Source organism: Lactobacillus huangpiensis, assembly GCF_019972815.1.
Lineage (GTDB): Bacteria > Bacillota > Bacilli > Lactobacillales > Lactobacillaceae > Lactobacillus > Lactobacillus huangpiensis.
Genome location: NZ_BPPA01000009.1, coordinates 58,239 through 71,689, shown reverse-complemented (window position 1 = coordinate 71,689; position 13,451 = coordinate 58,239). Strand labels below are relative to the sequence as shown.

The following is a 13,451-nucleotide window of genomic DNA, read 5'->3' as shown; positions in this document are numbered from 1 at the left end:
TGAAGGAAATGAATGATAAAAAATTTTGTCCTAATTGTGGTAAAGAGGTAAAACCGAATGCGGAATTTTGCCCTAACTGTGGTCAAAAATTACCTCAGACCCTGCATAGTAGAAAAGAATATCGCAGTCAGCGGAAAAATACTGCCGCGCAGCCAGTTGTCAATCAGCCACAAGCCACGGCGAGCTCAGTCCATCATCCCATGAAAAAAAGAAATAAGGTCTTGCTAATCTGCTTGGGAGTTTTGATTGTCGCATTTGCGGCATTTTATGCTTGGGGTTCTAATCATTATCAAAGAAATAATCAGATTAATCAGATTGCAGCCAGTTTGAAAAATCCTCATTCTGATTTATCCCAATTCGTAGTTTCTGAAAATCCTAATGCTCGTGTGACAACGGCAGCTCTAAAGCCAACTCAGGAATATTATGCGGAACACTACGTTGAAGCAGATAAAATGGCTGATGCTTTTAAATACGGTAATGAATATGAAAATGTCAGCTTGGTTCAAAGCGGCCGTTACTTACTTTTATTCCCCAAATATTGTTTGCAATTAAAGACTTATACACCGCAGATTAAAACCAATCACGCCAATTCTACTATTTATGTCAACAATAAAAAATTTGGTGGTGTTGACGGAAGTGGTGAGGACTATTATAAAAAAATTGCTCCTTTATTTCCGGGTAAATACCACATTGAAGTAAAATCAGTTGCGTCTGGCCACCAGTTGTCTGCCGATAAAAGTACCACTATTTTTTCTAATAAAGAAATTAACATGAATATTAAAACTGTTAATTTCATGATTAAAAGTATCCCTTCTGCCACGATTTACATTAATGATAAAAAAGTGGGCAATCTTGATAAAAAGGGCACGAAAGTGTTTAAAGATTACCCTGTAACTGATGATATGAAGATCTATGTGGTTACTAAAGTTGATGGTAAATCTATCAAATCAGAAACTGTTGATTATGATGAAATGGGCTTTGAAGATGACGATGATAGCAGCAGTAATGTCATTAAGCCCGAATGGCCTGGCTTAATTAGTAAAGATGATGCTGAAGAGCTTTTAGAAAATGATTTTACTTCCCCAGATGAAGATGACTTTGTTGGTGGTGCTGAAAATAAAGGCTATCAGGAACTACATTCTCAAAATTCCGGTTTTGATAAGGATGACGATATCAATGAATATAATATGGAATGCTCTGTAGTTTCGATTACTCCAGCGCCAAATAATTGTAGCAGCGTAACTTACAAGATTACTTACACTTTTGAACACGATGATTTTGAACATAAGCAAGTGATGCTATACACTGGCGGACTTTTCAAACAAACTGGCGACAGCGATGACAGCAGTCAAAAGATTAAATCAATTGGCAACGGCAAAATAATTAGTGATAAAAAATACGATAATTAACGGTTTATAAAAAGTAAATACTTTAAGCTTGTTTTTTTATTGGATAAGAGAAATATATTAATATTTTATTAATCTTTATTATAAACGGAAGGTGACATTTTTATAAGCACTGCGAATTAAAGTATAGCTGGAATGGCATATCACGATGATAGCGGAACAATTTCAAGAATTTAGGATCTTAACTGTAAAGTTGAATTAAATTATTAACAATTATAAAAGCGCTTTCTAAATTAAAATGAATAAAAGAACAATTTTTGATAATGAAACTACTGTAATAACTCTCAATATTGTGCTATTATTTTCTTAGACTAAGAAAGAGAGGCAGATTTCTCCATATGCATGTATTAACTCAAAATTATGAGCAACTTGTTATGGGGAAAGTGCGGCTTTCTTATCTAAACAACAAGTTGTTGCTGTTTTTTAATATGATCATGAACAGACCTGGCATTATCACCTTATGTGAAATGCCGGGTCTTTTTGATTGCAATATTTCCAGTTTAGGAGGAAATCATGCCAAAATTTAAAAAGTTTTTAGTAGGCGCTATTGCAGTTTTGGGTACTGCTTTTCTTGCTGGGTGCTCTAACTCAACTAAAAAGCAGGCTGATAGCGGAACGCCAAAGTCTCTCAATGTGCAGTTCGTACCTAGCGTTTCTGCCAATACGCTCGAAACCAAGGCCAAGCCATTAGAAAAAATGCTGTCAAAACGGCTGGGTATTCCAGTTCACGTTTCAGTTTCAACAAGTGGCAATGCATTGGTAGAAGCAATGAAATCTAAAAAAGTCGATGTCGGTTTTTTGCCGGGTGATGACTACGTGCAAGCACATAAACAGCATGCAGCTGATGTTTTATTACAGTCAGAGCGGTTTGGTTTGACTAGACCAGATGGCAACTGGACTAAAAAATTAGTTCATACTTTCCATTCTGAAATCTTAGTCAGAAAAGATTCTGGTATTAAGAGCTGGAAGGATCTTAAAGGTAAGAAAATTTCCATTCAAAGCCCAACCTCAACGTCTGGTTATATTTTTCCAGTAGCTGAATTAAAGGAAAAAGGACTAGATGTCCCTCGTAGCTGTAAACTAGTTACTACAACTGGACACGATCAAGCAGTTTTAAACGTTTTAAATAAAGATACAGATGCAGCTTTTGTCTTTGAAGATGCCCGTAATAACGTTATTAAGGACAACCCTAAGATTAAGTCCCAAGTAGTACCAATTTATTACACAACTGAAATTCCTAATGATACTATTTCTGTCATTCCAAGTTTGTCTAAATCATTCCGGGAAAAGTTAGCTAATGCGTTTATTGCAATTGGTAAATCTAAAGAAGGTAAAAAAGTTATAGAGCGGGTTTATTCTCATGAAGGATATGTCAAAGCCAAAGATAGTGACTATGACACTGTTCGCAAGTATGAAAAAATCGCTGAGTCAATTAAAAAGTAATTAAGCTTATAAATAATTACTAAAAAGTGCATCTTTTGTTGTTTGAACAGGAAAAGATGCATTTTTTGTACTTAAAATATAGAATTAATATGGTTAATAATAAGTTTTTATAATAATTTGCAATTATTGCTTTAGCAAATAAAAAAAGATTGTTTTAATGATTTTAATTAAAAAGCAACTTTTTAAGTTTATATCAAGTTATCGAACAGTTTCAAACATTGACAAACAAAAAGGAACAGCTATAATTAAAATGAACTAAGTTAGTTGCTTAATCTAGTTTAAGAAGTAGGGTACTAATGTTAAAAAGTGAAAGACTGAAAACTATTTTACAAGTAGTAAAAACCCAGAAATTTGTCACAGTTGATGAATTGGCACAGGCTTTAAAAGTGTCTGACATGACAATTAGACGAGATCTTAATGAACTGCATAAAGCAAATAAAATTTTGCGTATTCACGGTGGTGCACAGTTATTGTCTGATCAAATCAGGACTGAAAAAAGTTATCAGCAAAAACGTGAAATTCATAGTAAAGAAAAATATGAAGTAGCAAAAAGGGCTTGTAATTTGATTCATGAAAATGATTCAATTTACGTTGGTCCTGGAACAACTTTAGAACTGTTGGTTGCTAATTTAAAAGTTAAGCATCTTAGGATTGTTACTAATTCATTGCCTGTATTTGAAGCTGCCAAAAATAATATGAATGATTACGATTTAATTATGGTTGGTGGCTCATACCGAAGAATTAGTGGTGCTTTTGTAGGTGCTTTGGCCAAGAATGAACTGAAAACTATGTCATTTTCTGTGGGTTTTGTTGGTGTTAATGGCATTAAAGATACTTCCTTGACAACTGCTAACTTAGAGGAGGGTCAAACCGAAGGTATTGGATTAGATCATTCACAAATAAAATTTGTGGCGGCTGATTATACTAAATTGGATCATAGTGATTTTCACCAATTTTATGATTTGCGTAACGTGGATGGTTTAATTACTAATCGGGGAATTGAGCCCGAGTTGGAAAAGCATTACAGTCAATTAACGACTATTTATAAATAGTTTTGTTTGAGAGGAGATTTGACTATGAAGGTTGTCATTGGTAGTGACGAGGCAGGTTTTACCTTAAAAGAAAAAGTAAAAGATTACCTGAAGGCACATCACTATGATGTTTTGGATGTTACTCCGGAACCCGCTGAGGATTTTGTTGAATCTAGTTTAAAGGTAACTCATGAAGTATTAGACAATGGCATTAAAAAAGCCATTATGTTTGACGAATACGGCGTAGGGTCTGCCATGGCGTCAAATAAGGTTAAAGGCATGGTTACCGCAAATGTTAATGAAGAAAGAACTGCACATATGACTGCTATGCACAATGGTGCAAAAGCTATTGCTTTAGGTAGCGGTATTGTAGGTGAAAAACTGGCTTATTCAATCGTGCAACATTATTTGGATACTGAATATGCTGGCGGTCGCCATCAAGTGCGTTTGAATATGCTCGAAGAAATGATTTAAGGGGGGCTTAGTAATGTTAGATAATGATAGACCACAGCCAGAATTTGTTGATCCTAAAAATGATAAGCATATGGTCATTGCTTTAGGAAATGATCATATCGTTACTTCTGTCAAAATGGCTATTTCTGATCATTTAAAAGAAGAGGGATATCAGGTCATTGATGAAGGTACTCATGATAATACCAGAACCCATTATCCAATTTACGGTAAACGTGTTGCTGAAGATGTTGCCGATGGTCGTGCCGATTTGGGTATTGTCCTTTGTGGTACTGGTATCGGTATCTCAACTGCTGCAGATAAAAATGAGGGAATTCGTGCAGCTATGGTTGGTGATGTTGCTCAAGCTGAATATGCTCGACGTGAATTGAATGCCAATGTTTTAGGCTTTGGTGGTATAGTTTTAGGACGTGACTTTATTTTCGACATTGTCGACTCATTCTTAAATGCAAAATATGAGTCTACTCCGGAAAGACAAAATTTAATTGCCAAAATTGATGGTATTGCCAAACCAAATCCAGACCAAAAGGATAACGTACACTTCTTTGATGAAGAAAATAAGAAGTGGGCTGAAGGCATATACCACGACTAATATGTTAAATAGTATAAAGATATAGAATTATAATTTAATCGCACATAAAGCCATGATTCGAAGGTCATGGCTTTTTCTTGCTTGAAAATAAGGGAAAAAATTATGAGAAATAAATTGATGATTATGACAAAACATCGCTCGAATAACTACCTGAAGTCAAATAGTCCATTTAAACTGGTTAAAAATAGATAATCTGTTTGTTTTTTATCATATTTTTTAAAAAAGCGTTTGCATTTTTCTTTACCATTAAATATAATAGCAATAGACAAGCGAACAAAAACTAACATATTCAAACAAAAGCGAAAAACTTGTCTATTGTTAAGGAGGCCTAATTTGTGAAAGAAAATAACTTGTTCTCTGCGAATGCAGTATTTGTAAGTGATGCGTCGGATCCAACCACAATTTTTAAAGAAGTTTCAGATAAATTACTTGCTCTTAATTTGGTCAAAGACGGCTTTTTCAATGGAATTAGCCAGCGTGAACAACAATATCCGACTGGCATAGATACTTCGCCAATTGCAAAGGAATTGCCAAATATTGCTGTACCGCATACTGAAGGTGAGTTTGTTAATACATGTTTGATAGTACCTGTTGCTTTAAAAGCACCAGTACCCTTTAAAAATATGATTGTACCTGATCAAAGTTTGCCAGTAAAATTTCTGTTTATGATCTTGAATAATAATCCAGAAGGACAAGCAAACATTTTAGCACAAATTATGGACTTTCTTAGACTCACACCAGTTTCAAAGTTACAAACATTATTCAATCTTACCAAAACTGATAAAATTTATCAGTTCTTAAGTAAGAATTTTAGTCAACAGTAGGAGGGCTTTTTATGAGCAGAGAAGTAAAATTTATAGCTGCATGTGGTGCTGGGGTAAACTCATCCCACCAAATTAAGGATGCAGTTGAAGAAGAAATGAGAAAGCGTGGTTATAACGTTAAAGTTGATGCCTATATGATTAAAGATGTCAATGAAGATCTTTTATCACATTATGATGGCTATTTAACAATTGCCAAAACTGATCTTTCCTTTAAACCAAAAATTCCGTTAATTGATGCAGGAGCAATTTTGTATCGTATACCAGCTATGGCTAAACCAGTTTATGACAATGTAGAAAAAGTTGTTAAAGAAATTAATGCTGAATAAGATTTCAAGAGGAAATAAAAATGAATGGGATAATTAGTTTCGCTAACTCACTTTTTAAACCTTTAATTGATATGGGTGCTGCCACAATAATGTTAATTGTTTTAACATTAATTGCAGTACTCTTTCGTGTCAAGTTTACTAAGGCCTTAGAAGGTGGCTTGAAATTAGCTATTGCTATCACAGCGATAGGTAATGTTATGAATATGTTGACTACAGCATTTCAAAAACCAATGCTGCAATTTGTTAAGCACACTGGCATTCACATGGATATGCAAGATATGGGTTGGGCACCACTTGCTACTATAACTTGGGGTTCACCATATACCTTGTTTTATCTGTTAGTTTTAATTATTTTGAATGTTGTTCTGTTGGTATTAAACAAGACAAACACTCTTGACGTAGATATCTTTGATGTTTGGCATCTGGCATTTGATGGCTTATTCTGTGTTTATGTTGGTGCCCCTCTTTGGTTATCAACATTATTGGTACTTTTCATTGGTACAATGAAAATCATTAACTCCGACTTAATGAAGCCAACATTTAATGACTTATTAGATGCCCCTGAAGGCAACCCAATGACTACTACGCACATGAACTATATGATGAATCCTATCATAATGGTATTCAATAAGTTCTTTGACAAATGTCTGCCTTGGCTAGACAAATTTGACTTTGACTCTACTAAATTGAACGAAAAAATCGGTTTCTGGGGCAGTAGATTTGCTATTGGTGTTTACCTTGGTGTGTTCGTTTCCTTGCTAGCAGGTAATAACTTTGCAACTGAGCAGGGGTGGAAAGATATGTTCACACTATCATTTATTGGTGGTTCATGTATTGAATTATTCTCTGTAATTGGTTCGTGGTTCATCGCTTCCGTTGAGCCTTTGTCTCAGGGTATTGCTGATTTTGCCACTAAGAAGTTCTCCGGTCGTACCTTTAATATTGGACTTGACTGGCCATTCTTAGCTGGTCGTTCTGAAATTTGGGCTGCCGCAAATGTATTGGCTCCAATTATGATGCTTGAAGCAATGGTTTTGCCAGGTAACAGATTAATGCCTTTAGGTGGTATCATCGCTATGGGTGTTACTCCTGCTTTGCTAGTTGTTACTCGTGGTAAAATTATTCGGATGATTATTATTGGAACAATTGAATTACCTATCTTCCTTTGGGCTGGTACTATGGTTGGTCCATTTGTTACTAACATGGCCCACTCAGTAGGTGCCGCCATTCCTGCACATACATTGGTTTCAGACACTACTATGGAAGGTCCAGTTGAAAAATTCTTAGCTTACTTAGTAGGAAATGCTTGGAAACAACAAGGAATGTTTATTGTTTATGCCTTAATTGCTTTAGCTTTATATCTTCTTTTATTCATTTGGTACGCAAAGCAAATGAAGAGGAGAAATGCAGAATATGCCGCAGCTAAAAAGGCTAAATAATCATTAATATGTTTTGGCTTAAGGGTGATCAAATTGAAAAAAACAAAAGTATCGGCTAATGAAAAGGCGAGAAGAAATCGTATTCTTTTTTGGGCATTTGTTGTAATTGTGATTAACTTGCTACAGATTTTATTTAAGAATTGGATAACAAGTCTAATTGCCATGGTTGGTACAATCTATGCCTTATATCGTATTGTTGTTTTTGATAATCCTAAAAATCGCCTTAGTCAAAAATACTATGATTGGAAAGGCAATAAGCTAAGTAAATAAATAACGCTAAATGCCATTAGGAAATTTTGTCCTGACGGCATTGTTATTCCTTAAGATTATGTTTTTTAGTAAATTAAGGAGTTAAGAAATGAAAAAAGCAAAAAAGCTTATTAATCTAATAGCTGCCTCAGTGACACTGTTTCTTGTGAGTGTTTCAACAAAGAATACTGTTTTGGCTGCAGAAAACGATTTGCCCGAAATGGGTCAAAAGGCAAATGTTACTTTTGATAAGTATTCACTGATGATTAATGGAGTAAGGACTCCAATATACTCAGGAGAATTTGAATATTGGCGTTTGCCAAGTCAATCTCTATGGCTTGATGTCCTGGAAAAAATGAAATCAGAAGGGTTCAATGCAGTAACAATTTACTTTAATTGGGGTTTTCATTCACCAAAACAGGGTGTATATGATTTTTCCGGGATTCGAAATGTTGATAAGCTATTAAAAATGGCACAAGATGTTGGATTATATGTTATAGCTCGTCCAGGACCTTATATTAATGCTGAAACAGACGCAGGAGGCTTTCCAGGGTGGCTGCTAACACAAAAAGGAAGAGCCAGATCTTCAGATGCTGACTATACCCAAAGCTATAATGAATGGCTAGATCATATAGATCCCATTATTGCTAAACATCAAATTACTAATGGTGGCAATGTTATATTGTATCAAATTGAAAATGAATATACTGGTTGGAAACGTGATTCACAATACATGGAAGACTTGAAAAATAAAGTCAAAAAAGATGGCATAACCGTTCCAACATTTCATAATGACAAAAGTGGACCGCAGGGTACATGGGCTAGTGGTAAAGGAGCACCAGATATGTATGCTTTTGATCGGTATCCGGGTTTAGGTAATGTTGGAGCACTACCAAATACCTTTGAGGATCCACATACTAAAGGCTGGGGAATTAAATCACCAATCTTTTTAGCTGAATTAGGAAATGGCTGGTTTGATCCCTGGGCAGGAAAGGGTTACAGTTATTGGCGTGAACAACGTGGCACGGCTGCAGAAAATATTATTAATAAGCATATTATAGGTGAAGGTGGTACCATAATAAGTTCCTATATGACTTATGGGGGGACATCTTGGGGCTACTTGCCCTTCCCTGGCGGTTATACTTCATATGATTATGGCGCGGCAATTAATGAATATCGGCAGTTAGATGATAAAACAGCTCAACAAAAGAAAATTGGATTAATGCTACAAAGTGTTAAACCAATTGCAAAAACTGATCTGGTTTCTGAAAATACATCTTCAGACAATACATTTTATTTGATCCAAAGAGAAAATCCAGATACAAAAACAAAATTTTATTTTGTCCGGCATAATAAAACCAATTCTAACAATGATGATACTTATAATTTGCCAATAAAAACAGGAGAAATTGATACTACAGAGCCAATAAGAATAAATGGACAAAATTCTAAAGTTATAATTGCCAATTATAACTTTGGTAAACAGCATTTAGTATATTCTACTAATGAAATTTTTACTAACTTTTCTAATGGTAGTGATGATGTGGCTGTAGTATATAGTGGCAATGGTGATCAAAATAAAACAGTACTTAAATATGATTCAGAGCCAGATGTGAAAGTTAAGACAGGAAAAGTAGATGTAAAATGGGATGATAATAATAAAACTTTAAGTTTATCTAATCAATTTGATGGTCTCGCAAATGTTCAAATAACCAGCAATGAAAAATCATTACGTTTGATCATGGGATCTTATGATCAAATGAATAACTTATGGGAGAAAAAAACTGATCAAGGAACTGTTTTAATTGATGGACCTTATTTAGTTAGAACTGCCAAATCGGAAAATAAAACGCTGAATTTGAGTGGTGATAGTTCAAAAGCGGTTGAAATGAAAGTTTTTTGTCCTAAAGATATCAATGAAATAACTTGGAATGGCCAACCACTTAATACGAAAAGTAGCTCTGAATGGGAAGTTGGATCCATTCCTGGAATCGATCAAGATAAAGTTGTTTTACCAGAACTGAATAATTGGCGATATCATGATGCGACTTTCGAAGCTGATCCTAAATTTGACGACTCAAATTGGCAGACTGCCAACAAAGACAGTTCTAATAGTATAACTAATTTTACAGGTAAACATGTTTTATTTTCAGATGATTATGGCTTTCACCATGGTAATGTCTGGTATCGGGGTCACTTTAATTCAGATGGCAAAGAAAAAACTATTAAATTAAATGCAATTACGGGCAATTATGGTGCATACTCAGTTTGGCTTAATGGTCATTTTATGGGTAGCTGTGAAATGGAAAAAGACGAAAGTAAGCAAAAAGATTTTACGATTGACTCTTCATGGCTTGAAAAGGGCAAAGACAATATAATTTCTGTTTTAGTTGCAAATATGGGTCACGATGAAGACGGCAATAATAAGGATACCCAAAAAACTGCTAGAGGCCTTATAGACGCCAGCGTAGAAAGAGAAGGGGAAAATGGAGCTGACGTTACATGGAAACTTCAAGGCAATATAAATGGAGAAAATATAACTGATACAGTTAGAGGATCTTACAACCTTGGCGGACTTTATGGTGAACGTCATGGCTGGTATTTACCCGGGTTTGATTCTTCATCTTGGAAGAAAATAACTTTACCTGATCAGGTATCTTCGCCTGGAGTTGCTTGGTATAATACAGATTTTGATCTAAATATTCCCCAAAATTATGACGTACCTATTTCTTTAAAAATAAGTGATGATACTTTTGGCCCTAACGGGGCAAAATATCGAGCATATATATATATTAACGGCTGGCTTTACGGCCAATATATTAATAATGCTGGACCACAACAAGAATTTTATTTGCCTTCAGGTTTATTAAATGAACAAGGGCATAATGAAATTTCAATTGCAGTTTGGAGTCTTGATGCTCAAAGTGCAAAATTAGGTAAAGTAAGTCTCGAGGCAAAGGGGGCGTATAATACACCACATACTGTAAATGTTGAAAAGTCACCTACATATCAAGAGCTTTTCAAGAATTACGAAAATTCTGATCATAAAACAAGTAACGAAAATATTATTAGTTTACCGACGAGTAACAGTAAGGATAACAGTAATCAGTCTGCAACTGACGAAACTGTGGTAGAAAATAAGAAGCATGCAGTAAAAAAGAAAGTTATGCATAATGCATATGTGTATGATGAAAATGGTAAAAAAACCAAGGTAAAGATGATTCGCTCTGGCAAAGTAATTTTGACTTATGGGAAAATTTCCATTAAAGGTAGGAAATTTTATGTTATAAATAACAATAAGTATATTGCCGCGGGTAATATTGATGGTAGTAAAAAAGTTCTTATTCATAATGCGTATATTTATAATGAGCAGGGCAAACGAAGAAATAAAAAAGTTTTAAAAAAGAATTGTAAAATTTTGACTTTTGGCTCTCCTCGTCAGATAAGAAATAAAAAATATTATATTATTGGAATTAACAAGTATATTAAGATGAGCAATTTTGTCAAAAGGAAATAAGTTCATTAAATAATGATTCTTAAGGAGTAGCCTTTGAATAAGAAAAAAGCATTGGAATATTTTCCAATGCTTTTTATGTTCCATTAATTGCTAATATTGTTGACTAGTGTATATAAATTCAATTTTAATCAAAAGAAATTAAGTTGAATTTTCTAAAAAATCAAATTGCAATGAAACGCTTTCTTTGATAAACTTTAAGTGGTATCAACCAGTTTAATAAGGAGGGGGAATTAATGGGAAAACCACTTTATCGGCAAGTTATTTTAGACTTGGAAAAACAAATAAAAGATATGAAGCCAAATGCTAAATTACCAAGTGAGAGGCAATTACTAGTTAAATATGGTGTTAGTCGTAATACTATTAGATTGGCGTTGCAAGATCTTGAAGAAAGGGGATTAATATATCGCCTTCATGGTAAAGGTACTTTTGTTTCAAGTACTTTTCTTAATCAACCTAATATTGGTGGGATGTATTCTTTCTCAGAAGAATTAAAGCGAACAGGACAAAAAGCGTCAACCAAAAATCAAAGTCTAGAACTGATAATTCCAAATAATAATATTGCAGCACAATTAAATCTAACTTCAAATGAAAAAGCATATAAGCTTATTCGTTTGCGTCTTGCTGACAATGAGCCGCGCATTTTTAGCACCTCTTATTTACCGGAGAAATTATTTTCCGAACTTAGTTTAAACGATTTAAATGCTAAGCCACTTTATGATGTCATGAAAGAAAAATATGACCAAATTAGTGTAATGGCGTTTGAGGATGTTGAAGCTGTTTGTCTTAATCAAGAAGAAAGCAGAAATCTGGCGGAGAAGGTCGGCTCACCAAGTTTAAAGATTTTTCGCAAGACTATTAATGATAAAAATATACCAATTGAGTTTACGATTTCTTTAGCTAGAGGCGATAAGTTTGTTTATCGTTCACGTCAATATAATGATTTATTTTAGATATTATAAAGGAAGGTAAAAATAAATGTTTTCAAAAACAGATGCAGAATTAGAAAAATTGGGTGCAAAAATTACTACCCGTGAAATTGAGCAGCAACCTGAATTATGGCAGCAAACCTGGTCTATTTATCAGAATAACAAAACTAAAATCACTGATTTTTTGAACCAAATAAATCAAAAATGGGGTAAAGTCAGAGTTGTTTTTACAGGCGCCGGAACTAGTGCATATGTCGGCAATACAATCATGCCCTATTTACAAAAAAATGGCGATAGAAAAAAATACGATTTTGAAGCAATTGATACCACGAAAATTGTCTCTACTCCTGAAGATTATTTAGAAAAAGATACTCCGACAATTCTGGTTTCATTTGCACGTAGTGGCAATTCACCTGAATCCGTAGCTACTGTTGAATTAGCTAAAAAATTAGTCACGAATTTATATCAAATAGCAATTACTTGTGCTCCGGAAGGACATTTGGCGCAGGATCTAGAAGGTGATCCTACCGGCCTTGTCTTATTGATGCCTGAAAAGTCTCTAGATCAGGGCTTTGCAATGACTGGTTCGTTTTCTTGCATGAGCCTGATGGCACTACTTGTGTTTGATACTTTGACTGACGAAAAGAAAGAACATATTGTTAATCAAATTGCCCAAATGGGTAAAAGCGTCATTGACAGAGAGGAAGAAATTCAATCTTTAGTTGACATTGACTTTAATCGAATTACTTATATAGGTAGTGGTAGCTTAGGCGGTTTGGCTGAAGAAACTCGACTTAAAATTTTGGAATTAACTGCAGGGGAAGTAGCGGCTTTATTTGATACATCAATGGGATTGCGCCATGGTCCTAAGTCATTCTTAGATAAAAAGACAATTGTTTTTGATTTTGTTTCTAATAATACTTATACCAGACAATACGATTTAGATATTTTGAATGAAATTAAAGATGATCAAATTGTACCGTTGGTGATGGCTGTCGGTCAGGAAAAGGAGGGTCAGGATTTCTCAGGAAAATCTTTCATGTTTGCTGAGAAAGAATTGTTGCCTGATGCTTACTTGGCATTACCTGACGTAATGTTTGGTCAAACAATTGCTCTATTAACTTCTATTAAAGTTAATAATAAGCCCGACACGCCATCACCAACTGGTACAGTTAATCGTGTAGTTAAGGGTGTTACAATTCACGAATTCAATTAATGTGCTTTTGT

13 protein-coding genes are annotated in these 13,451 nt (G+C 34.5%); all 13 read left to right on the top strand.

The genetic code is table 11. The features are described 5' to 3' along the window. Nucleotides 1–8 precede the first annotated feature (8 nt). The 13 genes from LDM90_RS07800 (at nt 9) to LDM90_RS07740 (ending at nt 13,440) form a co-directional block, all read left to right on the top strand. Nucleotides 9–1,409: a zinc ribbon domain-containing protein gene (locus LDM90_RS07800; RefSeq protein WP_223897454.1), complete on the top strand. Its 1,401-nt coding sequence runs from the start codon at nt 9–11 to the stop codon at nt 1,407–1,409. Nucleotides 1,410–1,744: 335 nt separating this feature from the next. Beyond that, a complete protein-coding gene (locus tag LDM90_RS07795; RefSeq protein ID WP_223898755.1) occupies nt 1,745–1,933 on the top strand; it encodes a hypothetical protein in 189 nt (62 codons plus the stop codon). Further along, the gene (locus tag LDM90_RS07790; protein WP_198213892.1) at nt 1,920–2,849 is read left to right on the top strand and encodes a phosphate/phosphite/phosphonate ABC transporter substrate-binding protein; all 930 of its coding nucleotides are present in this window, start codon (nt 1,920–1,922) and stop codon (nt 2,847–2,849) included. Before LDM90_RS07795 ends, LDM90_RS07790 begins: the two co-directional genes overlap by 14 nt. Nucleotides 2,850–3,145: 296 nt before the next feature. Beyond that, nucleotides 3,146–3,901, top strand: coding sequence for a DeoR/GlpR family DNA-binding transcription regulator (locus LDM90_RS07785; RefSeq protein ID WP_223898753.1), 756 nt, complete (start codon nt 3,146–3,148; stop codon nt 3,899–3,901). Between the two features lie 24 nt (nt 3,902–3,925). After that, nucleotides 3,926–4,354 carry a galactose-6-phosphate isomerase subunit LacA gene (gene lacA / locus LDM90_RS07780; RefSeq protein WP_223897458.1) on the top strand — a complete coding sequence of 143 codons (429 nt, stop codon included), beginning with the start codon at nt 3,926–3,928 and terminating at the stop codon, nt 4,352–4,354. A gap of 70 nt (nt 4,355–4,424) precedes the next feature. Further along, entirely contained in the window at nt 4,425–4,943 is a 519-nt protein-coding gene (lacB, locus tag LDM90_RS07775; protein WP_223897526.1) for a galactose-6-phosphate isomerase subunit LacB, read from the top strand. Nucleotides 4,944–5,278: 335 nt separating this feature from the next. After that, on the top strand, nt 5,279–5,767 hold the full coding sequence (locus LDM90_RS07770; RefSeq protein WP_187155061.1) for a PTS sugar transporter subunit IIA: 489 nt from the start codon (nt 5,279–5,281) through the stop codon (nt 5,765–5,767). An 11-nt stretch (nt 5,768–5,778) separates the two neighbouring features. Then, nucleotides 5,779–6,093 (top strand): PTS sugar transporter subunit IIB, encoded by a 315-nt coding sequence (locus LDM90_RS07765; RefSeq protein ID WP_034980623.1) that lies wholly within the window; start codon nt 5,779–5,781, stop codon nt 6,091–6,093. Nucleotides 6,094–6,113: 20 nt separating this feature from the next. Beyond that, nucleotides 6,114–7,532, top strand: a complete 1,419-nt coding sequence (locus LDM90_RS07760; RefSeq protein ID WP_223897459.1) for a PTS transporter subunit IIC — start codon at nt 6,114–6,116, stop codon at nt 7,530–7,532. 24 nt (nt 7,533–7,556) lie between these two features. After that, nucleotides 7,557–7,802: a hypothetical protein gene (locus LDM90_RS07755; RefSeq protein ID WP_223897461.1), complete on the top strand. Its 246-nt coding sequence runs from the start codon at nt 7,557–7,559 to the stop codon at nt 7,800–7,802. 88 nt (nt 7,803–7,890) lie between these two features. Beyond that, a complete protein-coding gene (locus LDM90_RS07750; RefSeq protein ID WP_223897463.1) occupies nt 7,891–11,298 on the top strand; it encodes a beta-galactosidase in 3,408 nt (1,135 codons plus the stop codon). Between the two features lie 233 nt (nt 11,299–11,531). Next, nucleotides 11,532–12,248 carry a GntR family transcriptional regulator gene (locus LDM90_RS07745; RefSeq protein WP_223897466.1) on the top strand — a complete coding sequence of 239 codons (717 nt, stop codon included), beginning with the start codon at nt 11,532–11,534 and terminating at the stop codon, nt 12,246–12,248. 25 nt (nt 12,249–12,273) lie between these two features. Continuing rightward, complete coding sequence (locus LDM90_RS07740) at nt 12,274–13,440, top strand: SIS domain-containing protein (RefSeq protein ID WP_223897468.1); 1,167 nt, start codon at nt 12,274–12,276, stop codon at nt 13,438–13,440. Nucleotides 13,441–13,451 lie beyond the last annotated feature (11 nt).

What these genes read in the sequence shown, in the direction of transcription:
- LDM90_RS07800 (WP_223897454.1), top strand. Translation starts at nt 9, where the DNA reads ATGAATGATAAAAAATTTTGTCCTAATTGTGGTAAAGAGGTAAAACCG.
- LDM90_RS07795 (WP_223898755.1), top strand. Translation starts at nt 1,745, where the DNA reads ATGCATGTATTAACTCAAAATTATGAGCAACTTGTTATGGGGAAAGTG.
- LDM90_RS07790 (WP_198213892.1), top strand. Translation starts at nt 1,920, where the DNA reads ATGCCAAAATTTAAAAAGTTTTTAGTAGGCGCTATTGCAGTTTTGGGT.
- LDM90_RS07785 (WP_223898753.1), top strand. Translation starts at nt 3,146, where the DNA reads ATGTTAAAAAGTGAAAGACTGAAAACTATTTTACAAGTAGTAAAAACC.
- lacA (WP_223897458.1), top strand. Translation starts at nt 3,926, where the DNA reads ATGAAGGTTGTCATTGGTAGTGACGAGGCAGGTTTTACCTTAAAAGAA.
- lacB (WP_223897526.1), top strand. Translation starts at nt 4,425, where the DNA reads ATGGTCATTGCTTTAGGAAATGATCATATCGTTACTTCTGTCAAAATG.
- LDM90_RS07765 (WP_034980623.1), top strand. Translation starts at nt 5,779, where the DNA reads ATGAGCAGAGAAGTAAAATTTATAGCTGCATGTGGTGCTGGGGTAAAC.
- LDM90_RS07760 (WP_223897459.1), top strand. Translation starts at nt 6,114, where the DNA reads ATGAATGGGATAATTAGTTTCGCTAACTCACTTTTTAAACCTTTAATT.
- LDM90_RS07750 (WP_223897463.1), top strand. Translation starts at nt 7,891, where the DNA reads ATGAAAAAAGCAAAAAAGCTTATTAATCTAATAGCTGCCTCAGTGACA.
- LDM90_RS07745 (WP_223897466.1), top strand. Translation starts at nt 11,532, where the DNA reads ATGGGAAAACCACTTTATCGGCAAGTTATTTTAGACTTGGAAAAACAA.
- LDM90_RS07740 (WP_223897468.1), top strand. Translation starts at nt 12,274, where the DNA reads ATGTTTTCAAAAACAGATGCAGAATTAGAAAAATTGGGTGCAAAAATT.